The sequence below is a fragment of the Novosphingobium guangzhouense genome (assembly GCF_002896965.1).
Taxonomy (GTDB): Bacteria; Pseudomonadota; Alphaproteobacteria; order Sphingomonadales; family Sphingomonadaceae; genus Novosphingobium; species Novosphingobium guangzhouense.
In genome coordinates, this window is record NZ_LYMM01000095.1 from 92,831 (window position 1) to 116,905 (window position 24,075).

General features: G+C 62.3%; 34 protein-coding genes. 33 read left to right on the plus strand and 1 reads right to left on the minus strand.

All coding sequences use genetic code 11. From position 1 onward, the window contains the following. Positions 1–138 precede the first annotated feature (138 nt). From A8V01_RS28420 to tuf, 5 genes are all read left to right on the plus strand, one after another. On the plus strand, positions 139–1,050 hold the full coding sequence (locus A8V01_RS28420; protein ID WP_146037396.1) for a hypothetical protein: 912 nt from the start codon (positions 139–141) through the stop codon (positions 1,048–1,050). Between the two features lie 624 nt (positions 1,051–1,674). Next, positions 1,675–2,046 carry a 30S ribosomal protein S12 gene (rpsL, locus tag A8V01_RS26310; protein WP_007011879.1) on the plus strand — a complete coding sequence of 124 codons (372 nt, stop codon included), beginning with the start codon at positions 1,675–1,677 and terminating at the stop codon, positions 2,044–2,046. Between the two features lie 89 nt (positions 2,047–2,135). Beyond that, complete coding sequence (gene rpsG, locus A8V01_RS26315) at positions 2,136–2,606, plus strand: 30S ribosomal protein S7 (protein ID WP_103099192.1); 471 nt, start codon at positions 2,136–2,138, stop codon at positions 2,604–2,606. Positions 2,607–2,767: 161 nt separating this feature from the next. Further along, positions 2,768–4,852 (plus strand): elongation factor G, encoded by a 2,085-nt coding sequence (gene fusA / locus A8V01_RS26320; protein WP_103099193.1) that lies wholly within the window; start codon positions 2,768–2,770, stop codon positions 4,850–4,852. A gap of 122 nt (positions 4,853–4,974) precedes the next feature. Further along, positions 4,975–6,165, plus strand: coding sequence for an elongation factor Tu (gene tuf, locus A8V01_RS26325; RefSeq protein ID WP_103099194.1), 1,191 nt, complete (start codon positions 4,975–4,977; stop codon positions 6,163–6,165). Between the two features lie 145 nt (positions 6,166–6,310). Here tuf and A8V01_RS26330 read toward each other — a convergent pair whose 3' ends face one another. Then, on the minus strand, positions 6,311–6,796 hold the full coding sequence (locus A8V01_RS26330; protein WP_103099195.1) for a hypothetical protein: 486 nt from the start codon (positions 6,794–6,796) through the stop codon (positions 6,311–6,313). A gap of 227 nt (positions 6,797–7,023) precedes the next feature. Here A8V01_RS26330 and rpsJ point away from each other — a divergent pair, with 227 nt between their 5' ends. The 28 genes from rpsJ to A8V01_RS26470 all read left to right on the plus strand — a co-directional run bounded on the left by rpsJ (position 7,024) and on the right by A8V01_RS26470 (position 24,010). After that, positions 7,024–7,335, plus strand: coding sequence for a 30S ribosomal protein S10 (rpsJ, locus tag A8V01_RS26335; RefSeq protein WP_007011873.1), 312 nt, complete (start codon positions 7,024–7,026; stop codon positions 7,333–7,335). Between the two features lie 338 nt (positions 7,336–7,673). Then, positions 7,674–8,429 carry a 50S ribosomal protein L3 gene (gene rplC / locus A8V01_RS26340; RefSeq protein ID WP_103099196.1) on the plus strand — a complete coding sequence of 252 codons (756 nt, stop codon included), beginning with the start codon at positions 7,674–7,676 and terminating at the stop codon, positions 8,427–8,429. A 2-nt stretch (positions 8,430–8,431) separates the two neighbouring features. Further along, entirely contained in the window at positions 8,432–9,058 is a 627-nt protein-coding gene (gene rplD / locus A8V01_RS26345; RefSeq protein WP_103099197.1) for a 50S ribosomal protein L4, read from the plus strand. After that, positions 9,051–9,359 carry a 50S ribosomal protein L23 gene (locus tag A8V01_RS26350; protein ID WP_103099198.1) on the plus strand — a complete coding sequence of 103 codons (309 nt, stop codon included), beginning with the start codon at positions 9,051–9,053 and terminating at the stop codon, positions 9,357–9,359. The genes rplD and A8V01_RS26350 overlap by 8 nt, the downstream gene beginning before the upstream one ends. 6 nt (positions 9,360–9,365) lie before the next feature. Next, positions 9,366–10,202, plus strand: a complete 837-nt coding sequence (rplB, locus tag A8V01_RS26355) for a 50S ribosomal protein L2 (RefSeq protein WP_103099199.1) — start codon at positions 9,366–9,368, stop codon at positions 10,200–10,202. Between the two features lie 6 nt (positions 10,203–10,208). After that, entirely contained in the window at positions 10,209–10,490 is a 282-nt protein-coding gene (gene rpsS / locus A8V01_RS26360) for a 30S ribosomal protein S19 (protein WP_008828234.1), read from the plus strand. Then, positions 10,487–10,864 (plus strand): 50S ribosomal protein L22, encoded by a 378-nt coding sequence (gene rplV, locus A8V01_RS26365; RefSeq protein ID WP_103099200.1) that lies wholly within the window; start codon positions 10,487–10,489, stop codon positions 10,862–10,864. Before rpsS ends, rplV begins: the two co-directional genes overlap by 4 nt. Positions 10,865–10,867: 3 nt before the next feature. Further along, positions 10,868–11,563 carry a 30S ribosomal protein S3 gene (gene rpsC, locus A8V01_RS26370; RefSeq protein WP_103099201.1) on the plus strand — a complete coding sequence of 232 codons (696 nt, stop codon included), beginning with the start codon at positions 10,868–10,870 and terminating at the stop codon, positions 11,561–11,563. 21 nt (positions 11,564–11,584) lie between these two features. Continuing rightward, positions 11,585–12,019 carry a 50S ribosomal protein L16 gene (gene rplP / locus A8V01_RS26375; protein ID WP_103099202.1) on the plus strand — a complete coding sequence of 145 codons (435 nt, stop codon included), beginning with the start codon at positions 11,585–11,587 and terminating at the stop codon, positions 12,017–12,019. Further along, positions 12,019–12,222 carry a 50S ribosomal protein L29 gene (rpmC, locus tag A8V01_RS26380; protein WP_211295213.1) on the plus strand — a complete coding sequence of 68 codons (204 nt, stop codon included), beginning with the start codon at positions 12,019–12,021 and terminating at the stop codon, positions 12,220–12,222. The genes rplP and rpmC overlap by 1 nt, the downstream gene beginning before the upstream one ends. Before the next feature lie 11 nt (positions 12,223–12,233). Continuing rightward, entirely contained in the window at positions 12,234–12,503 is a 270-nt protein-coding gene (gene rpsQ, locus A8V01_RS26385) for a 30S ribosomal protein S17 (protein WP_103099204.1), read from the plus strand. Between the two features lie 195 nt (positions 12,504–12,698). Then, complete coding sequence (rplN, locus tag A8V01_RS26390; RefSeq protein ID WP_103099205.1) at positions 12,699–13,067, plus strand: 50S ribosomal protein L14; 369 nt, start codon at positions 12,699–12,701, stop codon at positions 13,065–13,067. After that, on the plus strand, positions 13,067–13,384 hold the full coding sequence (gene rplX, locus A8V01_RS26395) for a 50S ribosomal protein L24 (RefSeq protein WP_103099206.1): 318 nt from the start codon (positions 13,067–13,069) through the stop codon (positions 13,382–13,384). The genes rplN and rplX overlap by 1 nt, the downstream gene beginning before the upstream one ends. Further along, positions 13,377–13,958 (plus strand): 50S ribosomal protein L5, encoded by a 582-nt coding sequence (gene rplE, locus A8V01_RS26400; RefSeq protein WP_103099207.1) that lies wholly within the window; start codon positions 13,377–13,379, stop codon positions 13,956–13,958. Before rplX ends, rplE begins: the two co-directional genes overlap by 8 nt. A gap of 26 nt (positions 13,959–13,984) precedes the next feature. Beyond that, entirely contained in the window at positions 13,985–14,290 is a 306-nt protein-coding gene (rpsN, locus tag A8V01_RS26405; protein WP_008828225.1) for a 30S ribosomal protein S14, read from the plus strand. Positions 14,291–14,302: 12 nt separating this feature from the next. Then, positions 14,303–14,698: a 30S ribosomal protein S8 gene (gene rpsH, locus A8V01_RS26410; protein WP_008828224.1), complete on the plus strand. Its 396-nt coding sequence runs from the start codon at positions 14,303–14,305 to the stop codon at positions 14,696–14,698. Then, positions 14,698–15,231, plus strand: a complete 534-nt coding sequence (gene rplF, locus A8V01_RS26415) for a 50S ribosomal protein L6 (RefSeq protein ID WP_103099208.1) — start codon at positions 14,698–14,700, stop codon at positions 15,229–15,231. Before rpsH ends, rplF begins: the two co-directional genes overlap by 1 nt. Further along, positions 15,231–15,569, plus strand: a complete 339-nt coding sequence (gene rplR, locus A8V01_RS26420; RefSeq protein WP_008828222.1) for a 50S ribosomal protein L18 — start codon at positions 15,231–15,233, stop codon at positions 15,567–15,569. Before rplF ends, rplR begins: the two co-directional genes overlap by 1 nt. Before the next feature lie 2 nt (positions 15,570–15,571). Then, entirely contained in the window at positions 15,572–16,303 is a 732-nt protein-coding gene (gene rpsE / locus A8V01_RS26425) for a 30S ribosomal protein S5 (protein WP_103099209.1), read from the plus strand. Between the two features lie 5 nt (positions 16,304–16,308). After that, positions 16,309–16,485, plus strand: coding sequence for a 50S ribosomal protein L30 (rpmD, locus tag A8V01_RS26430; RefSeq protein ID WP_103099210.1), 177 nt, complete (start codon positions 16,309–16,311; stop codon positions 16,483–16,485). Between the two features lie 211 nt (positions 16,486–16,696). Beyond that, positions 16,697–17,896, plus strand: a complete 1,200-nt coding sequence (locus A8V01_RS26435) for an ankyrin repeat domain-containing protein (RefSeq protein ID WP_103099211.1) — start codon at positions 16,697–16,699, stop codon at positions 17,894–17,896. Positions 17,897–18,016: 120 nt separating this feature from the next. Continuing rightward, positions 18,017–18,496 carry a 50S ribosomal protein L15 gene (gene rplO / locus A8V01_RS26440; RefSeq protein WP_103099212.1) on the plus strand — a complete coding sequence of 160 codons (480 nt, stop codon included), beginning with the start codon at positions 18,017–18,019 and terminating at the stop codon, positions 18,494–18,496. Between the two features lie 242 nt (positions 18,497–18,738). Next, positions 18,739–20,106, plus strand: coding sequence for a preprotein translocase subunit SecY (secY, locus tag A8V01_RS26445; protein ID WP_103099213.1), 1,368 nt, complete (start codon positions 18,739–18,741; stop codon positions 20,104–20,106). Positions 20,107–20,146: 40 nt separating this feature from the next. Next, positions 20,147–20,794: an adenylate kinase gene (locus tag A8V01_RS26450; RefSeq protein ID WP_103099214.1), complete on the plus strand. Its 648-nt coding sequence runs from the start codon at positions 20,147–20,149 to the stop codon at positions 20,792–20,794. 179 nt (positions 20,795–20,973) lie between these two features. Beyond that, the gene (locus A8V01_RS26455; RefSeq protein WP_245892845.1) at positions 20,974–21,672 is read left to right on the plus strand and encodes an SRPBCC family protein; all 699 of its coding nucleotides are present in this window, start codon (positions 20,974–20,976) and stop codon (positions 21,670–21,672) included. 347 nt (positions 21,673–22,019) lie between these two features. Continuing rightward, entirely contained in the window at positions 22,020–22,388 is a 369-nt protein-coding gene (rpsM, locus tag A8V01_RS26460; protein WP_103099215.1) for a 30S ribosomal protein S13, read from the plus strand. Between the two features lie 59 nt (positions 22,389–22,447). Then, on the plus strand, positions 22,448–22,837 hold the full coding sequence (gene rpsK / locus A8V01_RS26465) for a 30S ribosomal protein S11 (RefSeq protein ID WP_007011846.1): 390 nt from the start codon (positions 22,448–22,450) through the stop codon (positions 22,835–22,837). A gap of 105 nt (positions 22,838–22,942) precedes the next feature. Next, the gene (locus A8V01_RS26470) at positions 22,943–24,010 is read left to right on the plus strand and encodes a DNA-directed RNA polymerase subunit alpha (RefSeq protein ID WP_103099216.1); all 1,068 of its coding nucleotides are present in this window, start codon (positions 22,943–22,945) and stop codon (positions 24,008–24,010) included. Positions 24,011–24,075: the final 65 nt, after the last annotated feature.

Consider the following 24,075-nt stretch of genomic DNA (forward strand, 5'->3'; position numbering starts at 1 on the left):
GTCGGAGTGGATGCCCCTCATGGCGGACCTGTGTATCGCGGGCCGGGGTGTGTAGGAAAATGGTTTGTGAGCGGCTGGGGTGGCCGATTTCTAAATGTCCGGTTAGAAGTCGTTGCGTGAGAACAGCTGAGGCTGCAGGTGCTGGAGGCACTTCGATCAAGTATTAATAAAATTCCGAGAGAAAAAATGAGATTTATCAGCGCATTAAATCTAAAGCGAGTGATCTTTATATTCTCTGGATGCGTGCTATGCGCAGCGTCGCCGGCAAAAATTTCTGATCACCCACAGAGAAATCCAGTGACTTCGGATGACGTGCGCACGGCGGCGACCGCAATTTCTGAATCAATAAAAAATGCTGCGCCAATCGCAAAGAACGACGCTGGATGTATCAATGGTACTGATAATCGCGATAGCGAAATTTGCGCGCAATGGATGACGGTAGATGCTGCCCGCGATGCTGCGATCTATGGTTTGATCAGTGTTGTTGTCGGCGTTATCGGAACGATATTTTTGCTTCTCACATTCTGGCAGACAAGGAGCACTTCGCGAGCTGAATTGCGCGCTTATGTTTCCATAAAGCCTGACCACCTGATTATAAAGGATCGCGGGCTTGGCGGTTTTTCCGTTGGCGTAAAAATGCGCAACGGAGGAAATACGCCCGCGTATGAAGTTGTGCATTACGGATCTATAGCGATCATGACCGTCGAAGCTGCAACAGATTACTTCGAGCGCGCCGTTGAAAGGCCGCAGGGCATGGGAGCAGCGTTCACCCTTCACAATGGGGACGAAGCAGAGGGGGGGATTGATGGTCCAGCAGATGTAAATGTTATTGACCTTGTGGACCTGAGTAATGATGAAAAATTTCTTTTTGTATTCGGGGTGACCGAATATCGCGATGTTTTTCGAGTTGCTCGCTCTACCCAATTTTGCTTCTCGCTTGGAGTAGGAATATTTGGCGATATAGAGCAGCGAATGAATGCGGAGGGCCCGATGCATCAGGTCGGAGGTCTTGAGTGGCGGCTATCTCCATTCCACAATAGTGCAAAATGAATACTTTTTCATAACTATATTTGCTTCTTAAATCTGTGATTTAATGGCTGCTGCAATTTTGCGCTCGCCAAAGAAAGGCTAACTTCCGAGTGGCCGCGACGAGCGCTAAGTAGCCGCTCCCTAGCCTTCCCTTGACCCCATCCCTCCAATCTCCTAAAGGCGCGCATCCCTCGCGGGCTTGCTCGTGGTGGATAAACAGAGCTGAACATTGCCGTTCCGGCGCGTTTCCTGTGACTTTTCCGTGGCTTTCGGGTCTTGGCGGGGCGCAGGGCACTCGGATCGCCTGCATCATCCGAATCGGGTGAGGGGGCATCCTCGGGCGGGCGGCAAAGTAATCCGGCAGTGCTCAAGGGCGGCCGGGTGGAGTGTTTTTCGGCTCACGGGTGCGGCCTTCTTTTCCGGTTTCTCGGGAAAAAGGGCAGGGCGGCCTTCCGGTGGTTTTCGGCGTTTGCCGGGGCGATGCCGGGGTGCTGGTCCCTCAATGCGGTTCCCGTGATCGTCTACTCTTCTCCCGTCACCTGCAGTTGCAGTGCTCCCGGCCCGGTGACCACCGGGGTGCGACGGGTCGATGCCGATGTGTTTCGGTCTCGATCCATCGCACTCCCATTTGAAAGAAGAGTATAGATGCCCACTATCAACCAGCTGGTCCGCAAGGGCCGCGAACCGCAGAAGGCCAAGTCCAAGGTTCCTGCGATGGAGCAGAACCCGCAGAAGCGCGGCGTCTGCACCCGCGTCTACACGACCACCCCGAAGAAGCCGAACTCGGCACTTCGCAAGGTCGCCAAGGTGCGTCTGACCAACAGCCGCGAAGTCATCTCGTACATTCCGGGTGAAGGCCACAACCTGCAGGAGCACTCGGTCGTGCTCATCCGCGGCGGCCGCGTCCGCGACCTTCCCGGCGTTCGCTACCACATCCTGCGCGGCGTGCTCGACACGCAGGGCGTCAAGGATCGCAAGCAGAGCCGCTCGAAGTACGGCGCCAAGCGTCCGAAGTAAGCCGGCCCGCGGAGTCCGCTCCGCACGGTATGGAATTTACCGGCCGGTGATGCTCACGCTCCCGCCCGAAAGAACAAGGAATATCAACGATGTCACGTCGTCGTCGTCCCGAGAAGCGGGAAATCCTGCCTGATCCCAAGTTCGGAGATCTGGTCCTGTCGAAGTTCATGAACAACCTCATGCTCGACGGTAAGAAGTCGGTCGCCGAATCGATCGTTTATGGCGCCATGACCACCATGGAAACCCGCGCCAAGGCCGATCCGGTCCAGCTGTTCCACGATGCCCTGAACAACGTGAAGCCGCAGATCGAAGTGCGCTCGCGTCGCGTCGGTGGTGCGACCTACCAGGTTCCCGTCGAAGTCCGTCCGGAACGCGCGCAGGCTCTCGCCATCCGCTGGCTGATCACCGCGGCGCGCAACCGCCCGGAAACCACCATGGCCGCGCGCCTCTCGGGCGAACTGCTCGACGCCGCCAACAACCGCGGCAACGCGGTCAAGAAGCGCGAAGACACGCACCGCATGGCGGACGCGAACCGCGCCTTCTCGCACTACCGCTGGTAATGTGACCGTGGTGCCCGGACGATCCGCTCGTCTTTCGGCCGCTCATCCTGAGCTTGTCGAAGGATTTGTGGTCATCCGGGCGTCACACTTTTATTTCAGGGCGGTTGGCCTTATCTGAAGGCCGCTTTCCGCTCCCGAAACCCTCGCTCAAGGATTCTCCCATGGCACGCAGCCATCCGCTGAATATGTACCGTAACATCGGTATCATGGCGCACATCGACGCTGGCAAGACCACGACGACCGAGCGTATCCTCTACTACACCGGCAAGTCCTACAAGATCGGCGAAGTCCACGACGGCGCCGCCACCATGGACTGGATGGAGCAGGAGCAGGAACGCGGCATCACCATCACCTCGGCTGCCACCACCTGCTTCTGGACCTCTGAAGGCCAGGAATACCGTATCAACATCATCGACACCCCGGGCCACGTCGACTTCACCATCGAAGTCGAACGCTCGCTGCGCGTGCTCGACGGTGCGGTCGCATGCTTCGACGGCGTTGCCGGAGTCGAACCGCAGTCGGAAACCGTGTGGCGCCAGGCCGACAAGTACGGCGTTCCCCGCATGTGCTTCATCAACAAGCTGGACCGCACGGGTGCCAACTTCAAGTACTGCGTGCAGTCGATCATCGACCGCCTCGGTGCCACCCCGGCCGTGCTCTACATCCCGATCGGCCTCGAAGCCGACCTGAAGGGCCTCGTCGACCTCGTCCACAACCGCGCGATCGTCTGGAAGGACGAATCGCTGGGTGCCGAATTCTTCTACGAAGAGATCCCGGCCGATCTCGCTGACGAAGCCGCCGAGTACCGGACCAAGCTCATCGAACTCGCCGTCGAACAGGACGACGAGGCGATGGAAGCCTACCTCGAAGGTAACGAGCCTGACGTCGCCACGCTCAAGAAGCTGATCCGCAAGGGTACGCTGGGCCACGCGTTCGTGCCGGTATGCTGCGGTTCGGCGTTCAAGAACAAGGGTGTTCAGCCCCTGCTCGACGCTGTCGTCGACTACCTGCCTTCGCCGCTCGACATTGAAGACGTCCAGGGCGTCAAGGTCGACAGCGACGAGGCCGACAGCCGTCCGCCCAAGGACGACGCACCGTTCTCCTCGCTTGCATTCAAGGTCATGAACGACCCGTTCGTGGGCTCGCTCACCTTCTGCCGCATCTACTCGGGCACGCTCTCGAAGGGTTCGTACCTGAACTCGGTGAAGGGCAAGAAGGAAAAGGTCGGCCGCATTCTCGAAATGCACGCCAACGAGCGTAAGGACATCGAAGAAGCCTACGCAGGCGACATCGTTGCTCTTGCCGGCATGAAGGAAACCACCACGGGCGATACGCTCTGCGCCGAACGCGCGCCGATCGTTCTCGAACGCATGGAATTCCCCGAGCCGGTCATCGAACTGTCGGTGGAACCGAAGACCAAGGCTGACCAGGAGAAGATGGGCATCGCGCTCAACCGTCTCTCGGCCGAGGATCCCTCGTTCCGCGTCTCGACCGATCACGAATCGGGCCAGACCATCATCAAGGGCATGGGCGAACTTCACCTGGACATCATCGTCGACCGCATGCGTCGCGAGTTCAAGGTCGAAGCCAATGTCGGCGCGCCGCAGGTTGCCTATCGCGAATACCTCGGCAAGCCGGTGGACGTGGACTACACCCACAAGAAGCAGTCTGGTGGTACCGGTCAGTTCGGCCGCGTGAAGGTCAAGGTCACGCCGGGCGAGCGCGGTTCGGGCATCACCTTCAAGGACGAGATCAAGGGCGGTAACATTCCGAAGGAATACATCCCCGCGATCGAAAAGGGCATGCGCGAAACCGCAGCCTCGGGTTCGCTGGTCGGCTTCCCGATCATCGATTTCGAAATCGTCCTTTACGACGGTTCATACCACGACGTCGACTCGAGCGCGCTGGCGTTCGAAATCGCCGGTCGCGGTGCCATGCGCGAAGTCGCCCAGAAGGCCGGCATCAAGCTGCTTGAGCCGATCATGAAGGTCGAAGTCGTGACCCCGGAAGAGTTCATGGGCGACGTCATCGGCGACCTCAACTCGCGTCGTGGCCAGATTCAGGGCACCGACACCCGTGGTAACGCGCAGGTCGTGGAGGCGAACACGCCGCTCGCGAACATGTTCGGTTACGTTAACTCGCTGCGCTCCTTCACCCAGGGTCGCGCGAACTATTCGATGATCTTCTCCCACTACGACGAAGTCCCGGCGAACGTCGCGGCCGAAGTCAAGGAGAAGCTCGCCTAAGGGCGGGCTATCCAAGGAGAAGCTTGCCTGCGGGCAAGAAAGGTTTTAGGGGCGGCGCCTGATTCCATGGGAGCCGCTCCGATACCCGCGGATTCAAATTCAAGACGAAAGAAGGTTTGAAAATGGCCAAGGCAAAATTCGAGCGGAACAAGCCGCACTGCAACATCGGCACCATCGGTCACGTTGACCACGGCAAGACCACGCTGACCGCCGCCATCACCAAGGTGATGTCGGAAACGTTCGGTGGTGAAGCGGTTGACTTCGCAAACATCGACAAGGCTCCCGAAGAGCGCGAGCGCGGCATCACCATCTCGACCGCACACGTCGAGTACGAAACCGACGCCCGTCACTACGCGCACGTCGACTGCCCGGGTCACGCCGACTACGTGAAGAACATGATCACCGGTGCTGCCCAGATGGACGGCGCGATCCTGGTTGTGAACGCTGCTGACGGCCCGATGCCGCAGACCCGCGAGCACATCCTGCTCGCCCGCCAGGTCGGCGTTCCCGCTCTGGTCGTGTACATGAACAAGGTCGACCAGGTCGACGACGAAGAACTGCTTGAGCTGGTCGAACTCGAAGTTCGCGAACTGCTCTCGTCGTATGACTTCCCGGGCGATGACATCCCCGTCATCAAGGGTTCGGCTCTGGCCGCCCTCGAAGGTCGCGACGACAACATCGGCAAGGAATCGATCCTCGCTCTGATGAAGGCAGTCGACGAGTTCATCCCGCAGCCGCCGCGCCCGACCGATAAGCCCTTCCTGATGCCCGTCGAAGACGTGTTCTCGATCTCGGGCCGTGGTACGGTTGTGACCGGCCGCGTGGAAACCGGCATCGTCAAGGTTGGTGAAGAAGTCGAAGTCGTCGGCATCCGCAACACCCAGAAGACCACCGTCACCGGCGTCGAAATGTTCCGCAAGCTGCTCGACCAGGGCGAAGCCGGCGACAACATCGGTGCACTGGTTCGTGGTCTGAAGCGTGAAGACGTCGAGCGTGGCCAGGTTCTGGCGAAGCCCGGCACCGTGACCCCGCACACCGAATTCTCGGCAGAAGTCTACGTTCTGTCGAAGGACGAAGGTGGCCGTCACACGCCGTTCTTCGCGAACTACCGTCCGCAGTTCTACTTCCGCACCACCGACGTGACCGGCGAAGTGATCCTCCCCGAGGGCACCGAGATGGTCATGCCGGGCGACAACGTCTCGCTGTCGGTCAAGCTGATCGCTCCGATCGCGATGGACGAAGGTCTGCGTTTCGCAATCCGCGAAGGCGGCCGCACCGTCGGTTCGGGCGTCGTTGCCACGATCACGAAGTAATTCGTCGATCGGCCAACTACGGCTGAAAGTGATTGGCCCGGCGTTCCGAAAGGAGCGCCGGGCTTTTCGCGTATTTGGGGACATTCACCGCTGATGGTGCCTGGAGGCGAAACCAAGGGGTGGCGGTAAACGAGAGCAGGCGCCCTCAGGGCTGTCGCAGTTCGCCTTGCGCTATCTTCCAGGCGTCCGATCCCTTGGGCGCTTCCGGAATTGATTTGAGGTCGATGTAATAGACAGGCGGTGGGACTTTGCCGAACGGGATCGTGATGCAGGGGCCGAGGCAGCCGGGCAGGTTCCAGAGGTCGGGTGGATGCAGGGCGCCTGTCCGGGTGCTCTCCTCGACCGACTGCGAGGCGGGCACTCGCTGACTGACGCCATCCCCGCCATGAGAGCACACCACGATGGTGCCGTCGTTGCCACCATTGCTCGCCCGTGCGGCGTTGAGGCAGGCGTTGTCAACCGGCCCGCCGTGAGGGCTGGGCACGCTGACTTCGGCGGTGAGAACGTCGGTGTCATCGATATTGATCGGAACTTCGGTCCCGGTAGGGCCGTAGGCCGAGCCTCCGGCTGCAGCAGCGCCGGATGGCAGGCAGGCGAAGGCGAGCGCGGCTAACGCGCTGGAAATAGTCATGTTGATTGAGGGCATTGATAGCGGCTTCTGTTAGGCGTCGCGGCGTCAGCCTACGCCCGGCATGAGCGGCAGGGAAGGGCGGATGCGACGAACCGCGTCGCATCCCGCCGAAAACCTGCCAATGCGCGTAAAATCAGGGCTTGCCCGACTCGTCCTTCGCGTGTAGGGGCGCGGTTCGAATTTGACGGGACTTCGGTCCTTTGGCTCTTTCTCATCGGTAGTAGGTAATGGAAGCTCAGAACATCCGTATCCGCCTGAAGGCGTTTGACCATCGCGTGCTCGACCAGGCTACTGGCGAAATCGCTGACACGGCCCGCCGCACCGGCGCTCTGATTCGTGGCCCCATTCCGCTGCCGACCAAGATCGAGAAGTTCACGGTCAACCGTGGTCCGCACATCGACAAGAAGTCGCGCGAGCAGTTCGAAGTCCGCACCTACAAGCGCCTGCTTGACATCGTGCAGCCGAATGCCGCTACCGTCGACGCTCTGATGAAGCTGGACCTCGCGGCCGGCGTGAACGTCGAGATCAAGCTGGCCTGAAGCCGGTTTTACGGGGTGATCTGAAAAGGTCGCCCCGATGGTCCTTTCCGATCGGACCTTAACTAGATCGAGGATTATCTTGTCGGCGTTCGCATGCCGGCTTTGCAGGGAGAAACCTGCAGGGACAGCGCCCCGAGGGAATGGCCCGAAGGGACACAAGGGATACCTCCGGCGATGCCGCTTTCGGTTTCGTTCGGGAATGCGTCCCCCGTCTCGTTTCCGCAAGTTCCGCAAGGGGCCTGCAGGGAACACCTGACCCGGACGGGGTTCGTATCACATACAGGGTTGGACATGCGTGCGGGGAAGGTCCTGCGTACGCCTCTGTAAGGAGTAAGGTCATGCGTACCGGCGTGATCGCAAAGAAAGTCGGGATGACCCGCCTGTTCCAGGAGGACGGTCGCCACGTGCCCGTCACCGTCCTGGCGCTGGAGGATTGCCAGGTCGTCTCTGTCCGTACCGAAGAGCGTGACGGCTACGTCGCGGTTCAGCTCGGCGCGGGCGAAGCCAAGCAGAAGAACGTTGCCAAGCCGCAGCGCGAGCACTTCGCTAAGGCTCAGGTTCCCCTCAAGATGCGCGTCGCGGAATTCCGCGTCGCCGACGACGCCCTCCTCGAAGTTGGCGCGACGATTGCGGCTTCGCACTTCGTCCCCGGCCAGCTCGTCGACGTGGGCGGTCACACCCAGGGTAAGGGCTTCCAGGGCGCCATGAAGCGCTGGGGCTTCGGCGGTATGCGCGCCACCCACGGTGTGTCGATCTCGCACCGTGCACACGGTTCGACGGGTAACCGTCAGGATCCGGGCAAGGTGTTCAAGAACAAGAAGATGGCCGGCCACATGGGCGACCGTCAGCGCACCCAGCAGAACCTCGAAATCGTCCGCGTGGACGACGAGCGTGGCCTGATCTTCGTCAAGGGCTCGGTCCCCGGTGCGAAGAATTCGTGGCTCACCGTTTCGGACGCCGTCAAGGTGAACCGTCACGCCGAGGCTCCGTACCCCGCCGGCATCAAGTCGGTGGCCAACACCAACGACACGGCCGCTGCCGACACGCCTGCTGAAACCGCGGCGCCCGAAGCGACCGAAGGCCAGGAGGGCTAATCATGAAGGTTCAGGTCCTCAACATCGACGGCTCGACCGGTAACGGCGACATCGAACTTTCGGACGACGTATTCGGCCTTGAGCCGCGCGCAGACATCCTGCACCGCGTCGTTACCTGGCAGCTCGAAAACCGTCGCGGTATTGCCCGCGCAACCCGCGAGCGTTCCGAAGTTGCCCGCACCGGCAAGAAGTTCGGCCGCCAGAAGGGTGGCGGCACCGCCCGTCACGGCGACCGCGCCGCTCCCGTCTTCATCGGCGGTGGTAAGGCTCACGGTGCCCGTCGTCGCGAGTTCAACATCTCGCTGAACAAGAAGATCCGTGCGCTCGGTCTGAAGATGGCTCTTTCGGCCAAGGCTCAGAACGGCCTCGTGATCGTCGACTCGCTCGACATCGCAGACACCAAGACCAAGGGTCTCGCCGGTCAGCTCGCCAAGGCGAACTTCGGCAAGAAGGTTCTCGTCATGGACGGTGAGCAGGTCAACGAGGGCTTCGCCCTGGCTGCCCGCAACATCGTCGGCGTGAACGTTCTCCCGGCTGTCGGCGCGAACGTGTACGACATCCTGAAGCATGATACGCTGGTGCTGACGCGCGCCGCTGTCGAAAAGCTGGAGGCGCGTTTCAATGGCTAAGACCGTGGACATCCGTCACTACGACGTGATCCTCGCTCCGCACATCACCGAGAAGTCGACCCTGCTTTCTGAGCAGAACGCGGTCGTCTTCAAGGTTGCCGACAAGGCGACCAAGCCCGAGATCAAGGCTGCCGTCGAGGCACTCTTCGATGTCAAGGTGACCGGCGTGAACACGCTTGTCGTCAAGGGCAAGACCAAGCGCTGGCGCGGTAAGGCTTACCGCCGCAGCGACGTGAAGAAGGCGATCGTCACGCTGGCCGAAGGCCAGTCGATTGACATCACCGAAGGCGCGCGGGGTTAATTTCCGATGGCACTCAAGAACTACAACCCGACCAGCCCCGCTCGCCGCGGCCTGGTCCTCGTCGACAAGTCGTCGCTCTGGAAGGGCAAGCCCCTCAAGGCGCTGACCGAAGGCAAGAGCAAGACCGGCGGCCGCAACAACAAGGGTCACGTGACCTCGCGCGGCATCGCTGGCGGCCACAAGCAGAAGTACCGCTTCATCGACTTCAAGCGTCGCAAGTGGGACATGGAAGCCACCGTCGAGCGGATCGAGTACGATCCCAACCGCACCGCGTTCATCGCGCTGGTGAAGTACACGGACGGCGAACAGACCTACATCATCGCGCCGCAGCGTCTGGCCGTTGGTGACGTGATCGTCGCCGGCGAAAAGACCGACGTGAAGCCGGGCAACGCCATGCTTCTGTCGCAGATGCCGGTTGGCACGATCTGCCACAACGTCGAGATGAAGCCCGAGAAGGGCGGCCAGATCGCACGTTCGGCAGGCACCTACGTCCAGGTCGTCGGTCGTGACCGCGGCATGGTCATCGTGCGTCTGAACTCTGGCGAGCAGCGCTACCTGCGCGGCGACTGCATGGGCACGGTTGGCGCGGTCTCGAACCCCGACAACTCGAACCAGACTCTCGCCAAGGCCGGTCGCGGTCGCTGGCTGGGCCGTCGTCCGCTTACCCGCGGTGTCGCGAAGAACCCGGTCGACCACCCGCACGGTGGTGGTGAAGGTCGTACCTCGGGTGGTCGTCACCCGGTTACGCCCTGGGGCAAGCCGACCAAGGGTGCGCGCACCCGCAACAACAAGCAGACGGACAAGCTCATCATCCGTTCGCGTCACGCCAAGAAGAAGAGGTAAGTCACGATGGCACGTTCCGTCTGGAAAGGCCCCTTCGTCGACCTCTACCTTCTCAAGAAGGCCGAAGTCGCGCAGGATGCCGGCAGCCGCGCTGGTCCGATCAAGACCTGGTCGCGTCGCTCCACCATTCTCCCGCAGTTCGTTGGTCTGACCTTCCAGGTCTACAACGGGCACAAGTTCATCCCCGTTGCGGTCAACGAGGACATGGTCGGTCACAAGCTGGGTGAGTTCGCTCCCACCCGCTCGTTCCCCGGCCACGCCGCCGACAAGAAGGGCAAGCGCAAGTGAGCAAGCCAGCAGCACCCCGTCGCGTAGGTGACAAGGAAGCGCTCGCGGTCAACACGAACATTCGTGGTTCGGCCCAGAAGCTCAACCTGGTCGCTGCCCTGATCCGCGGCATGCGCGCAGAAGACGCCATGAACGTCCTGGCCTTCTCGAAGAAGGCCATGGCCGTGGATGCCCGCAAGGTTCTCGCTTCGGCGATCGCCAACGCGGAAAACAACCACAACCTCGACGTCGACGCTCTCGTCGTCGCCGAGGCGTCGGTCGGCAAGTCGGTGACCATGAAGCGTTTCCACGCTCGTGGCCGCGGCAAGTCCACCCGCATCCTCAAGCCGTTTTCGCGCCTGCGGATCGTCGTTCGCGAAGTCGAGGAGGCCTGATCCATGGGTCATAAGAGCAATCCGATCGGTCTGCGCCTGCAGATCAACCGTACCTGGGACAGCCGCTGGTTTGCGGAAGGCCGGGACTACGGCAAGCTGCTTGAGGAAGACCTCAAGATCCGCAAGTTCATCATCGAGACGCTGCCCCAGGCTGCCATCTCGAAGGTGGTGATCGAGCGTCCGGCCAAGCTGTGCCGCATCTCGATCTTCGCAGCCCGCCCCGGTGTGATCATCGGCAAGAAGGGCGCCGACATCGAAAAGCTGCGCAAGCAGCTCTCGTCGATGACTGGCAGCGAAGTGAAGCTGAACATCGTCGAAATCCGCAAGCCGGAAGTCGATGCCAAGCTGATCGCACAGGGCATCGCGGACCAGCTGATCCGTCGCGTGGCGTTCCGCCGTGCGATGAAGCGCGCGATGCAGTCGGCCATGCGTCTGGGTGCCGAAGGCATCAAGATCATGTGCGGCGGCCGTCTCGGCGGCGCTGAAATCGCCCGTGTCGAACAGTACCGCGAAGGTCGCGTGCCGCTTCACACGCTGCGTGCGAACATCGACTATGCCGCTGCCGAGGCGCTGACCGCCTATGGCATCATCGGCATCAAGGTGTGGGTCTTCAAGGGCGAGATCCTTGGTCACGACCCGATGGCGCAGGATCGACTGATGATGGAGGCTCAGACCTCCGGCGTCCGTCCGGCCCGCTGAGTCTAGGATAGAGTTAGCACCATGCTGCAACCGAAAAAGACCAAGTTCCGCAAGGCCTTCAAGGGCCGGATCAAGGGCGACGCCAAGGGTGGCACCGACCTGAACTTCGGTTCCTACGGCCTCAAGGCCATGGAGCCCGAGCGGATCACCGCCCGCCAGATCGAAGCGGCCCGCCGCGCGATCACGCGTCACCTCAAGCGCCAGGGTCGTCTCTGGATCCGCGTCTTCCCGGACGTGCCGGTTTCGAAGAAGCCTGCCGAAGTCCGTCAGGGTAAGGGCAAGGGTTCGGTCGAATACTGGGCGGCCCGCGTCAAGCCCGGCCGTATCCTGTTCGAAGTCGACGGTGTTGCCGGTCCGCTCGCCGCAGAGGCTTTCAGCCGCGCTGCGATGAAGCTGCCGATCAAGACCAAGGTCGTCGCCCGTCTGGGTGACACTACCCACCTGGGAGGCGAATAATGGCCAAGACCGAAGATCTTCGCGCCAAGACCGACGACCAGCTGACCGCTGAGCTCGTCGAGCTCAAGCGCGAGCAGTTCAACCTGCGTTTCCAGGCTGCCACGAGCCAGCTCGAGGCCCCGGCACGCATCAAGGAAGTCCGTCGCGACATCGCCCGCATCAAGACGCTCCAGGCTGAGCGTTCCGCAGCGGCGAAGGCGTAAGGAGAAACACGATGCCCAAGCGTATTCTTAGCGGGACCGTCGTCTCCGACAAGACGGACAAGACCGTTACCGTGCTCGTCGAGCGCAAGGTGAAGCACCCCCTCTACGGGAAGATCATCCGCCGCTCGAAGAAGTACCACGCTCACGACGAGGACAACGCCTTCAAGATTGGCGAAAAGGTCCGGATCGAGGAGACCGCTCCGTACTCGAAGACCAAGACCTGGAAGGTTCTTGACCGTCTTCAGGCGAGCAAGGGTACGGCGCTCGAAGCCGAGGTCTGATCCTCGGTGGAGATCGAAGCCGGGGTCGCAAGGCCCCGGCTTTGGCCTTACCTGACACAAGTGTTGACCTGACGGGGTGAATGCGGCAAAGGGCCGCCTTCGCCCGTGCAGGGCGACTCGGGCCTCTTCGGGGGCCTGTCTTTTTAGGAACTGCCGGACTTGTTCCGGCAAGCCAGATGAGAAGGACTCGGATCGATGATCCAGATGCAATCCAATCTCGACGTGGCGGACAACAGCGGCGCAAAGCGCGTCCAGTGCATCAAGGTACTGGGTGGCTCCAAGCGTCGTTTCGCCGGCGTCGGCGACATCATCGTGGTGTCGATCAAGGAGGCGCAGCCCCGCGCTCGCGTCAAGAAGGGCGACGTGCACCGCGCCGTGATCGTGCGCACCCGCAAGGACGTGCGCCGCAACGATGGCAGCGTGATCCGCTTCGACAGCAATGCTGCCGTGCTGATCAACAAGAACGAGGAGCCGATCGGCACCCGTATCTTCGGCCCCGTGGTCCGCGAACTGCGCGGCCGTGGCTTCATGAAGATCATCTCGCTCGCGCCGGAGGTGCTGTAATGGCCGCCGCTAAGATCAAGAAGGGTGACGCCGTCGTCGTCCTGTCCGGCAAGGACAAGGGCCGCACCGGCACCGTGCTCCAGGTTCTCCCCAAGGACGGCAAGGTTGTCGTCGAGGGCGTGAACGTCGCGACCAAGCACCGCAAGCCGACCCAGCAGAACCCGCAGGGTGGCATCGACCGCGTTCCGGCGCCGATGGCGATCAGCAAGGTTGCCGTTGCCGACAAGGACGGCAAGCCGACCCGCGTTCGCTTCGAAACCAAGGACGGCGTCAAGGTCCGCGTGGCCGTGAAGTCCGGGGAGACCATCGATGGCTGACAAGTACACCCCGCGTCTGCGCACGAAGTTCGATGAGGAAATCGCCAAGGCGATGACCGAGAAGTTCGGCTACAAGAACGTGATGGAAATCCCGAAGATCGAAAAGATCACGCTCAACATGGGCGTCGGTGAAGCCAGCCAGGACAAGAAGAAGGTCCAGACTGCCGCTGCCGAGATGGAAGCCATCGCCGGTCAGAAGCCCGTCATCACCAAGGCCCGCAAGTCGATCGCACAGTTCAAGCTGCGCGAAGGCATGCCGATCGGCTGCAAGGTGACGCTCCGCCGTGAGCGCATGTACGAGTTCCTCGATCGTCTCGTCACGATCGCGATGCCCCGCATCCGCGACTTCCGTGGCCTGAACCCCAAGTCGTTCGACGGCCGTGGCAACTACGCCATGGGCCTGAAGGAGCAGATCATCTTCCCGGAGATCAGCTACGACAAGATCGACAAGGTTCGTGGCATGGACATCATCGTGACCACCACCGCGAAGACCGACGACGAAGCGCGCGAGCTGCTGCGTCTGTTCGGTTTCCCGTTCCCGGCTGAAGAGTCGGAACAGCAGGAGGCGGCGTGAGCCGCTGAGGAAGAGAGCTTAAGTCCATGGCGAAACTGAGTTCCGTGAACAAGAATGAGCGTCGCAAGAAGCTCGTCAAGAAGTATGCAGGCAAGTACGAACGCCTCAAGGCGGTCGCTGACGATCAGTCGCTCGATGAAACCGAGCGTCTCATTGCTCGCCTGAAGCTGGCCGAGATCCCGCGCAACGCAAACCCCACCCGGGTTCGCAACCGTTGCGCCACGACCGGCCGTCCGCGCGGTTACTACCGCAAGTTCGGCCTGTGCCGCGTCGAGCTGCGTGATCTTGCCAACAAGGGCATGATCCCCGGCGTGACCAAGTCGAGCTGGTAAGGGTTAGAAGCAATGGCATTGACCGATCCCCTGGGTGATATGCTCACCCGCATCCGCAACGGCCAGCAGGCGAAGAAGGACTCCGTCCTGTCGCCGGCCTCGAAGCTGCGTGCGCGCGTCCTGGAAGTGCTCCAGCGTGAAGGCTACATCCGTGGCTTCTCCGACGACGCCACCGGCGCCCACCCGCAGCTGCGCATCGAGCTGAAGTACTTCGAAGGCGAAGCCGCCATCAAGCACATCGCTCGTGTCTCCAAGCCCGGCCGCCGCGTCTACTCGGGTTCGAAGGAACTCCCGGTTGTGCGCAACGGCCTTGGCATCACCATCGTCTCGACGCCCCGCGGCGTGCTTTCGGATGCCGAAGCCCGCGCGCAGAATGTCGGCGGCGAAGTGCTGGCGGAGGTGTTCTAATGAGCCGCATCGGTAAGAAGCCGGTGACCGTTCCTAGCGGCGTCACCGCCACCATCGACAACGGCGTTCTGTCGGTCAAGGGTCCCAAGGGCACCCTGACCCTCAGCCTGTCGGACCAGGTCACCTACGCGGTGGAAGATGGTTCGATCGCCGTTCAGCCGATCAGCCAGTCGAAGCAGGCCCGCAGCCACTGGGGCATGCAGCGCACTCTGGTTTCCAACCTCGTCGAAGGCGTCACGAACGGCTTCAGCAAGGTTCTGGAAATCAAGGGCGTCGGCTACCGCGCGAATTCTCAGGGCAAGACCCTGAAGCTGCAGCTCGGTTACTCGCACGACGTGGACATCGCCGTGCCGGAAGGCATCGAGGTCAAGACCCCGGATAACACCACGGTCGAAATCTCCGGCATCGACAAGCAGAAGGTCGGCCAGCTTGCGGCCGAGATTCGCCGCTGGCGCAAGCCCGAGCCCTACAAGGGCAAGGGTATCGCCTATCGTGGCGAGTACATCTTCCGCAAGGAAGGGAAGAAGAAGTAATGGCAAAGCTGTCTCTCTTCGATCGCCGCGCGCGCCGCGTTCGCACCGCGCTCAAGGCCCGTTCGGGTGGTCGTCCCCGTCTGTCGGTGCACCGCACCGGCCGTCACATCTATGCGCAGATCATCGACGATGCGCAGGGCCACACCGTCGCTGCAGCCAACACGCTGGGCGCCAAGGGCACCGACCTCGACGCCGCGACCCGCGTTGGCAAGGAACTCGCCGAGGCCGCCAAGAAGGCGGGTGTTACCTCGGTCGTGTTCGACCGCGGTGGCTTCCTGTATCACGGTCGCGTCAAGGCGCTGGCCGAAGCCGCCCGTGAAGGCGGGCTGGAGTTCTGATCATGGCTGACGAAAACATCAACCAGCAGCCGGTTTCGGCTGACGCGCCCCAGGGCGGCGCGCCCTTCGAGGGTAACCGCGAAGGCGGCCGTGGCCGTGGCGGTCGTGGCCGTGGCGGCAACGATCGTGGCGGTGAGCGCGGTGGCCGTGGCCGCCGTGACGACCGTCGTGGTCGTGGCAACGCTGAGGAAGAGCAGGGCGAAGAGCTCATCGAAAAGCTCGTCCACATCAACCGCGTTTCCAAGACCGTGAAGGGCGGCAAGCGCTTCGGCTTTGCAGCTCTGGTCGTCGTCGGTGACGGCAAGGGTCGCGTGGGCTTCGGTCACTCGAAGGCTCGCGAAGTTCCTGAAGCGATCACCAAGGCGACTGCCTCGGCCAAGAAGAAGATGATCCGCGTCGCTCTGAAGGAGGGCCGTACCCTCCATCACGACGGCAAGGGCCACTTCGGCGCCGGCAAGGTCAGCGTCCGCACCGCCCCGTCGGGTACCGGCATCATCGCCGGCGGTCCGATGCGCGCCGTGTTCGAGAGCCTGGGCGTCGCAGACGTCGTCACCAAGTCGGTGGGCACCTCGAACCCGTACAACATGATCCGCGCCACCTTCGACGCGCTGCAGGACCAGACTTCGCCGAAGTCGGTTGCGCAGCGTCGTGGCAAGAAGGTCGCTGACCTGCTTGGTCGCGGTGGTGCTTCTGAGGTGGAGGCTGAAGCCGCCGCCGAAGCCATCGTGGAGTAAGCATCATGGCGAAGATCAAGATCAAGCAGATCGGTTCGCCGATCCGTCGCCCCGAGAGCCAGAAGAAGATCCTTATCGGTCTGGGTCTGGGCAAGATGCACCGCGTCGTGGAGCTGGAAGACACCGCCGAAGTGCGCGGTGCCATTGCCAAGCTGCCGCACATGGTTGCGATCGTCGACTGAACCGTTACCGGTTCACGTTGAACGAAATCAGGAAGGGCCTCGGCGGAAACGCCGGGGCCTTTTCTCGTTTCGGCCGCTCCATCGCAGTTGCAGCGACGGGGGTGATCCCGATGTGCAACGAATGCTCTTCCAACCTTGGCCCGCTATGCTATTCGCGCGGGCTTCATCGGCGCCGCGCGGGCGCCTTGGCATTTCCATTCGGGGATAGGTCTTGAACGGCAAGCGGCTCCTTACGGCCACGATCCTGGCAATGGGCGCGATGGGCGCGGTTTCGTGTTCCAACGAGGCGCCTGAAGGCAATCTCGGCGTCGAAGGCGCTGCTGTTACCCAATGCGGCGACCTGCGGGCGGACACCGCATTCCTCGGGAAGTTGCGCAGCAGCGACATCCGCTTGCGGCGCAAGCTCAAGGATGGGAGTGCAAACGCGGTCGCCGAAGCGCACAAGGCGCTCGACATGGGCGATTTTCGCCTGATCGCAGCGACGACGGCGACCGGCATCTCCACCGAGGCCTACGGCGTTCAATGCCGCATGTTGGGTGGCCTGTCGCCATGGACCGTGCGCGCGGTAGCGTTCGTCCCCGAAGGCAAGGTCGAGGGGGGGCAGCAGAAGCCGGACGATACCGTCACCGGTTTCGGGCGCCGCTACAACGCCGCGATGCTGGCCGACCCGCGCTATCCTTATGCTGACGTCTGCCGTGCGGTCGACAAGGCGGGGGCGCAACCGGCATTGCCGGAGAACCCCGACGCCGGGATCGAGCAGCCTTACGGCTTCGCTGAACTGGGCGTCGCGCGCATGGAGCATGGGCTGGGCGCGGCGGCGCGGCGTGGCTCGATCCGCGATATCGGCATCCTGCTTGAACGCGATCCCAAGGCGATCGACAAGCCGGATCTGTTTGGCCTGACCCCGCTGGGCTGGGCGGTCGCCTATCATCGCTGGCCTGCCGCGCAGGCCCTTTTGCGCGCCAAGGCGAACCCGATCGGAGGTGTCTGCCAGACGACCATCGATCGCCAGTCGCCGCTTCAGATCGCCCGCGTCATGCGCTGGTACGGCGTGATCCGGGCGATGCGTCCGCTGGTGACCGAAGAGCAGTTCGCCAGCTTGCGCCAGAAGCCGCGCTGGGACGATGCCAGCCTGGTGGAATTCAACCACGCGCTCACCGAACTCAAGGAGCGCTACGACAGTCAGCTGCGCGCCAAGCCGTTCGGCCGTTACGACCTGAACTTCCAGGTCGACGAGCGGGGCAACACGACCGAATGCAGGATGGATCCGGCCTCTGTGGCGCCGGGCTTCGACAAGGAACTGTGTGGCCTTGCCGTGGAGATCGTGCGCTGGGCCCCTGCGCGCGACGCTTTCGGCACGCGCGTGCCGGAAAGTGCCAGGCTACTGGTCGGATTCGGCGGCGGTAGCTGAGGCAAGCGGCAGGAGCGGCGGTGACGCGGTCCGGGCCGAAAGGGCGTGACAATGCGGCGCTCATCCGCTAGGGGCGCCGCTTCCTATCAGCGCGACTCAAAGCGAAAGCGAGTGCAAGACATGAAACTGAATGACATCCGTGACAACGCCGGCGCCCGTCACCGCCGCATCCGTGTGGGCCGTGGTATCGGCTCGGGCAAGGGCAAGACCGCCGGTCGCGGCCAGAAGGGTGCGAAGGCGCGTTCGGGCGTTTCGATCAACGGCTTCGAAGGCGGCCAGATGCCGCTGCACATGCGTCTGCCGAAGCGCGGCTTCAACAACAAGAAGTTCGCCAAGGACTACGCAGAAGTGAACCTGGGCCTGATCCAGAAGTTCATCGACGCCGGCAAGCTCGACGCATCGGGCGTTATCGACCACGCAGCCCTGCAGGGCGCGGGCCTGGCCCGTGGCGGCAAGGACGGCGTTCGCCTGCTCGCCAAGGGTGAGCTGACCGCCAAGGTCACCTTCAACGTTGCGGGCGCTTCGGCTGCCGCTGTTGCCGCAGTCGAAAAGGCTGGCGGTTCGGTGATCGTTCCCGCCAAGGAAGAGGCTGCGGCCTGATTTCCGGCGCGACACGCTAAGGCATAAGGAGAGGGCGGGCGCCGGGCGCTTCGCCCTCTCTTGCTGTAACGTGGCGACAAATGTGATGCGCGGGCGGCACACTGGAGCCGATTCGTGCGGGGCAGGTCTTTCCGACCTTGTTCCAATGTCTATATGGCCAGTTTCCTTCCCGGGTTCGACAAGGCAGGCATGAGCCGCTAAGGGCGAGTCCGATCAGATTCTTCGAGGCTTTCTAGAACGTCATGGCTTCACGCGCCGACAACATCGCCAGCACGCTCAGCCTGGCCAATTTCTCCAAAGCCACCGAGCTTAAGAACCGCATCTGGTTCACCATCGGCGCGCTTATCGTGTTCCGCTTCCTGAGCTTCGTGCCGCTGCCGGGCGTCAACCCGGTCGCGCTGCGCGACCTCTACCTGCAGACGCAGGGCGGCATCCTTGACCTGTTCAACACCTTTTCGGGCGGTTCGCTTTCGCGCATGAGCCTGATCGCGCTTGGCGTGATGCCTTACATCACTGCCTCGATCGTGGTGCAGCTGGCCGCGTCGCTGCATCCTGCGCTGGTCGCGCTGAAGAAGGAAGGCGAGGCCGGGCGCAAGAAGCTCAACCAGTACACGCGCTATGGCACCGTGCTGCTGTGCATCGTGCAGGGTTATGCGATCGCCACCGGGCTTGAGGCGCTGTCGACCTCGCGCGGTCTTGGCGCGGTCGTCGATCCGGGCCTCATGTTCCGCGTTGGTGCCGTGATCTCGCTGATCGGCGGAACCATGTTCCTGCTGTGGCTGGGTGAACAGATCACCTCGCGCGGGATCGGCAACGGCGTTTCGCTGATCATCATGGCCGGTATCGTCGCTCAGATGCCGACGTTCGCCAGCAACCTGGGGGCGGCCTATTCGGCGGGTGATACCGGCTCGATCCTGATCATCGCGCTGATCGCGCTGGTGATCGCGATGATCCTGATGATCTGCTTCATGGAACGTGCCACGCGCCGCCTGCTGATCCAGTATCCCAAGCGTGCTACGCAGCGCGGTATGATGCAGGCTGACCGCAGCCACCTGCCGCTCAAGCTGAACACCGCGGGCGTGATCCCGCCGATCTTCGCCAGCTCGCTGCTGCTGCTGCCACTGACGATCAGCCAGTTCGCCGGTAAGTCGCTGACACCGGAATCGACGATGGGCAAGATCGTGGTTTCGCTCAACCAGTACCTGGGGCACGGCAAGCCGCTCTACATGCTGCTGTACGCAGCCGGTATCGTGTTCTTCTGCTTCTTCTACACCGCTGTCGTCTTCAACCCGGAAGAGACGTCGGACAACCTGAAGAAGAACGGCGGCTTCATTCCGGGCATCCGGCCGGGCAAGAACACCGCGACTTATCTGGACTACGTCCTGACACGCATCACCGTGATCGGTGCGGCCTATCTCGTCATCGTCTGCACGGTGCCTGAGTACTTCCTGTCGATGACGGGCTTGCCGCTGCTGTTCATGGGTGGCACGAGTCTGCTGATCGTCGTCAACGTGACCGTGGATACGATCACGCAGATCCAGTCGCACCTGCTGGCGCACCAGTACGGCGACCTCATCAAGAAGGCCAAGTTGAAGGGCCGCATGCGCTGAGGCGCATGCCGATAACGGAACACCGAGGGGGATTCAGGGCGTGAATATTATCCTGCTGGGGCCGCCGGGGGCGGGCAAGGGAACCCAGGCGCAGCGTCTCGTCGAAAAGCACGGCATGCGCCAGCTTTCGACCGGCGATATGCTGCGCGCAGCAGTCAAGGCTGGGACGCCGACCGGGCTCGAAGCCAAGGCTGTCATGGAGCGCGGAGAACTGGTTTCTGACGCCATCGTCTCGGCGCTGATCGGGGACGAGCTTGACGCGATGGGTGCCGATACCGGCGCCATCTTTGACGGTTATCCGCGCACCGAAGCACAGGCTGAATCGCTCGACGCGATCCTTGAGGTGCGCGGTCGCAAGCTTGATCACGTGATCGAGCTTGAAGTGAACGAGGATGCGCTGGTCGAGCGTATCACCGGCCGTTTCACCTGCGCCACTTGCGGCAAGGGCTATCATGACACCTTCGAAAAGCCGAAGGTCGAAGGCACCTGCGACAAGTGCGGTGGGCATGAATTCAAGCGTCGTCCTGACGACAACGCCGAAACCGTGCGTACCCGCATGGCCGAGTATCGCGCCAAGACCGCGCCGATCCTGCCGGTCTACGAGGCGCGTGGCATCGTGGCCAAGGTCGATGGCATGGCCGACATGGATGAAGTGACGGCGGCGATAGAGGATATCCTCGCGCGCTGAGCCGCATTGGCCAAAGCAAATGACGCGACCCGGAGCGGCTTTATGCCGTTTCGGGTCGCTTCGTTTTCAGCCCTCATCATGCTTGCAGAAAGGGGATGGGGATGACGACGCTCATGCGATCTGGCATGGATGGTCCCGCGACATTGACGGGGCGTTCGCGGCCGGGCAGGGGCAACTTTATGAAGTCTTTCGCATTTGCGCTGGCTGCGGCCGGCATGGCGCTCGTTCCTTCGCTGGCCAGCGCGAACGTTGCGCAGGTGGCGGCCAACGGCTTCGTTGTGCGTCACGTAGCGCAGGTTTCGGCGAGCCCTGATGAGGTATGGGCAGTGTTGATCAAGCCTTCCGTCTGGTGGGATTCGGACCATACCTGGTCTGGCGATGCGGCGAACCTGACACTCGACGCGCGGGCGGGGGGCTGCTTCTGCGAGATGCTGCCGAATGAAACGTCGCCCAAGGCTTCGCCGCGCGGCGGGGTTGAGCACATGCGGGTCGTTTACGTCGAGCGGGGTCGCGCATTGCGCATGAGCGGTGCACTTGGTCCGCTGCAGTCCGATGCGGTGAACGGCACGCTTACCATGCAGTTGAAGGGTGACGGGAAGGGCGGTACGCAAGTGCTGCTGGAATACGTCGTCGGCGGTTTCTCGCGCACGCCGTTCGAAAAGCTTGCGCCCGGCGTGGATGGTATGCTCGGCGGGCAGATGCAGCGGCTGACCGAGAAGCTGGGCGGGGCGTTCGCCGCGGCCTTCCCGAAGATGGAAGCCGAAGTTTCTGAAGCGCCCGAAGCGGAAATGCCGGCGGAAGATCCGGCGGCAGGGCTCGATATCGTGCCGCTGTCGGATCACCCGCCAGCCGGTACCGGGCCGCTGGTCGGCCGTTGAGGCGGCGGGTCCTGCTTTGGGATGGCAGCCGCCCGCCGCTACGCACTTTGACTGCCTGCGCGAATTGCGTTAAACAGGCTTCACAGGCGCGACACCTGGCGCCTCCGTTCATGGAGGTCGGCGCCGGTCGACGCTTCGGGCGTGGACGCCCGGCGTTGACTCCGCGCGCGAATCGTTTTAAGCGCGCCCTTCACTCGACAGCAAACGGTAGTCCGGAAGGCCAATATCGCGTGTCCACAACACCCGCGAATTACTGCCAGCCGGACCTTTTGCCATTTGACTTCCCCGAGTGTTGCAGCGTTGAGATGGAGGCGCGCGCTCGCGCCTCTGTGGAGCAGGAGAATTAAGTGGCTCGTATTGCAGGGGTAAATCTCCCCACCAACAAGCGCGTTATCATCGCGCTGACGTATATCCACGGCATCGGCCGTACCAAGGCACTGGAGATCGCTGACAAGCTCGGCATCGATCACACCCGCCGCATTCAGGACCTGTCGGACGCCGAAGTCCTGCAGATTCGCGAAACCATCGACGCTGAACACACCGTCGAAGGTGACCTTCGTCGCGAAACCGCGATGAACATCAAGCGCCTGATGGACCTTGCCTGCTACCGTGGCCTGCGTCACCGCAAGGGTCTTCCGGTTCGTGGTCAGCGCACGCACACCAATGCGCGCACCCGCAAGGGCAAGGCCAAGCCGATCGCCGGCAAGAAGAAGTAAGCCGAGGGAGCCGCAAGGCTTTCGGTTCCCCGCAGCGATAATTCGACAGGATATACGATATGGCACGCGAACCTCAGCGCATTAAGCGCCGCGAGCGCAAGAACATCACGAGCGGCATCGCTCACGTGAATGCTAGCTTCAACAACACCATGGTGACCATCACCGATGCCCAGGGCAACGCGATCTCGTGGTCCTCGGCCGGTATGATGGGCTTCAAGGGCAGCCGCAAGTCGACCCCGTATGCCGCTCAGGTGGCAGCGGACGACGCTGGCAAGAAGGCCGCCGAGCACGGCGTCCGCACCCTCGAAGTCGAGGTCAAGGGCCCGGGTTCGGGCCGTGAGAGCGCCCTTCGCGCCCTCCAGGCCGTCGGCTTCACGATTACCTCGATCCGCGACGTCACGCCGATTCCGCACAACGGCGTGCGTCCCTCGAAGCGCCGCCGCGTCTGATCGAGCTAATGCGGGCGGTGACCGGTCGCCGCCCGTCTTCGGAACGTCCCGGGCCTCTCCACCAGGCCTTCGGGGCGTAACCGCCATCACTCCCAGGGGAAGTCCATGACTGTCAACATCAAGAACTGGCAGGAACTCAAGAAGCCGAACAGCCTTGAGATCAAGCCGGGACCAGACCCCAAGCTGAAGGCAACTTTCGTTGCCGAACCTCTTGAGCGCGGCTTCGGCCTGACGCTCGGCAACGCGCTGCGTCGCGTGCTGCTTTCGTCGCTGCAGGGTGCGGCGATCACCTCGATCAAGATCGAGAACGTGCTCCACGAATTCTCGTCGCTCGCTGGCGTGCGTGAAGACGTCACGGACATCGTCCTGAACGTCAAGCAGATCGCACTCAAGATGCAGGGCGACGGTCCGAAGCGCCTGCAGCTGTCGGCCACCGGTCCTTGCGCCGTCACCGCCGGTGACATCGCTGTTTCGGGCGACATCGAGGTCATGAACAAGGACCTCGTGATCTGCCACCTCGACGATGGTGCGACGCTCAACATGGAGCTGACCGCCGACTCGGGCAAGGGTTACGTCCCCGCTGTGTCGAACCGTCCGGTCGACGCACCGATCGGCCTGATCCCGGTCGACTCGCTCTACTCGCCGGTTCGCCAAGTGAGCTACAAGGTCGAGAACGCCCGCATTGGCCAGGAGCTCGACTTCGACAAGCTCAACCTGACGGTCGAGACCGACGGCACCGTGACCCCTGAAGACGCCGTGGCTTACGCCGCGCGCATCCTGCAGGACCAGCTGGCGCTGTTCGTCCACTTCGAAGACATCGCCCCGGTTGGCGCTTCGCCGATGATCGGCGTGGCTGTCGGCGGCGCGGCGGCTTCGGAAGAGAGCGACACCAACCAGCTCAATCGCTACCTTCTCAAGAAGGTGGACGAGCTGGAACTGTCGGTCCGTTCGGCCAACTGCCTCAAGAACGACAACATCATCTACATCGGCGATCTGGTCCAGAAGACCGAAGCCGAGATGCTGCGCACGCCGAACTTCGGCCGCAAGTCGCTCAACGAGATCAAGGAAGTCCTGTCCTCGATGGGTCTGCGCCTCGGCATGGACATTCCGGGCTGGCCGCCCGAGAACATCGAAGAGATGGCGAAGAAGCTGGAGCAGGAACTGCTCGGCTGATCGGATCTTCGGGTTTCGAAATGAAGAGGGCCTCGCGGGAAACCGCGGGGCCTTTTTCTTTTCTT

Bases quoted from the DNA above. Each gene is read 5' to 3' on its own strand.
- rpsL (WP_007011879.1), top strand. From the start codon at position 1,675: ATGCCCACTATCAACCAGCTGGTCCGCAAGGGCCGCGAACCGCAGAAG.
- rpsG (WP_103099192.1), top strand. From the start codon at position 2,136: ATGTCACGTCGTCGTCGTCCCGAGAAGCGGGAAATCCTGCCTGATCCC.
- fusA (WP_103099193.1), top strand. From the start codon at position 2,768: ATGGCACGCAGCCATCCGCTGAATATGTACCGTAACATCGGTATCATG.
- tuf (WP_103099194.1), top strand. From the start codon at position 4,975: ATGGCCAAGGCAAAATTCGAGCGGAACAAGCCGCACTGCAACATCGGC.
- A8V01_RS26330 (WP_103099195.1), bottom strand. From the start codon at position 6,796: ATGACTATTTCCAGCGCGTTAGCCGCGCTCGCCTTCGCCTGCCTGCCA.
- rpsJ (WP_007011873.1), top strand. From the start codon at position 7,024: ATGGAAGCTCAGAACATCCGTATCCGCCTGAAGGCGTTTGACCATCGC.
- rplC (WP_103099196.1), top strand. From the start codon at position 7,674: ATGCGTACCGGCGTGATCGCAAAGAAAGTCGGGATGACCCGCCTGTTC.
- rplD (WP_103099197.1), top strand. From the start codon at position 8,432: ATGAAGGTTCAGGTCCTCAACATCGACGGCTCGACCGGTAACGGCGAC.
- A8V01_RS26350 (WP_103099198.1), top strand. From the start codon at position 9,051: ATGGCTAAGACCGTGGACATCCGTCACTACGACGTGATCCTCGCTCCG.
- rplB (WP_103099199.1), top strand. From the start codon at position 9,366: ATGGCACTCAAGAACTACAACCCGACCAGCCCCGCTCGCCGCGGCCTG.
- rpsS (WP_008828234.1), top strand. From the start codon at position 10,209: ATGGCACGTTCCGTCTGGAAAGGCCCCTTCGTCGACCTCTACCTTCTC.
- rpsC (WP_103099201.1), top strand. From the start codon at position 10,868: ATGGGTCATAAGAGCAATCCGATCGGTCTGCGCCTGCAGATCAACCGT.
- rplP (WP_103099202.1), top strand. From the start codon at position 11,585: ATGCTGCAACCGAAAAAGACCAAGTTCCGCAAGGCCTTCAAGGGCCGG.
- rpmC (WP_211295213.1), top strand. From the start codon at position 12,019: ATGGCCAAGACCGAAGATCTTCGCGCCAAGACCGACGACCAGCTGACC.
- rpsQ (WP_103099204.1), top strand. From the start codon at position 12,234: ATGCCCAAGCGTATTCTTAGCGGGACCGTCGTCTCCGACAAGACGGAC.
- rplN (WP_103099205.1), top strand. From the start codon at position 12,699: ATGATCCAGATGCAATCCAATCTCGACGTGGCGGACAACAGCGGCGCA.
- rplX (WP_103099206.1), top strand. From the start codon at position 13,067: ATGGCCGCCGCTAAGATCAAGAAGGGTGACGCCGTCGTCGTCCTGTCC.
- rplE (WP_103099207.1), top strand. From the start codon at position 13,377: ATGGCTGACAAGTACACCCCGCGTCTGCGCACGAAGTTCGATGAGGAA.
- rpsN (WP_008828225.1), top strand. From the start codon at position 13,985: ATGGCGAAACTGAGTTCCGTGAACAAGAATGAGCGTCGCAAGAAGCTC.
- rpsH (WP_008828224.1), top strand. From the start codon at position 14,303: ATGGCATTGACCGATCCCCTGGGTGATATGCTCACCCGCATCCGCAAC.
- rplF (WP_103099208.1), top strand. From the start codon at position 14,698: ATGAGCCGCATCGGTAAGAAGCCGGTGACCGTTCCTAGCGGCGTCACC.
- rplR (WP_008828222.1), top strand. From the start codon at position 15,231: ATGGCAAAGCTGTCTCTCTTCGATCGCCGCGCGCGCCGCGTTCGCACC.
- rpsE (WP_103099209.1), top strand. From the start codon at position 15,572: ATGGCTGACGAAAACATCAACCAGCAGCCGGTTTCGGCTGACGCGCCC.
- rpmD (WP_103099210.1), top strand. From the start codon at position 16,309: ATGGCGAAGATCAAGATCAAGCAGATCGGTTCGCCGATCCGTCGCCCC.
- rplO (WP_103099212.1), top strand. From the start codon at position 18,017: ATGAAACTGAATGACATCCGTGACAACGCCGGCGCCCGTCACCGCCGC.
- secY (WP_103099213.1), top strand. From the start codon at position 18,739: ATGGCTTCACGCGCCGACAACATCGCCAGCACGCTCAGCCTGGCCAAT.
- A8V01_RS26455 (WP_245892845.1), top strand. From the start codon at position 20,974: ATGAAGTCTTTCGCATTTGCGCTGGCTGCGGCCGGCATGGCGCTCGTT.
- rpsK (WP_007011846.1), top strand. From the start codon at position 22,448: ATGGCACGCGAACCTCAGCGCATTAAGCGCCGCGAGCGCAAGAACATC.
- A8V01_RS26470 (WP_103099216.1), top strand. From the start codon at position 22,943: ATGACTGTCAACATCAAGAACTGGCAGGAACTCAAGAAGCCGAACAGC.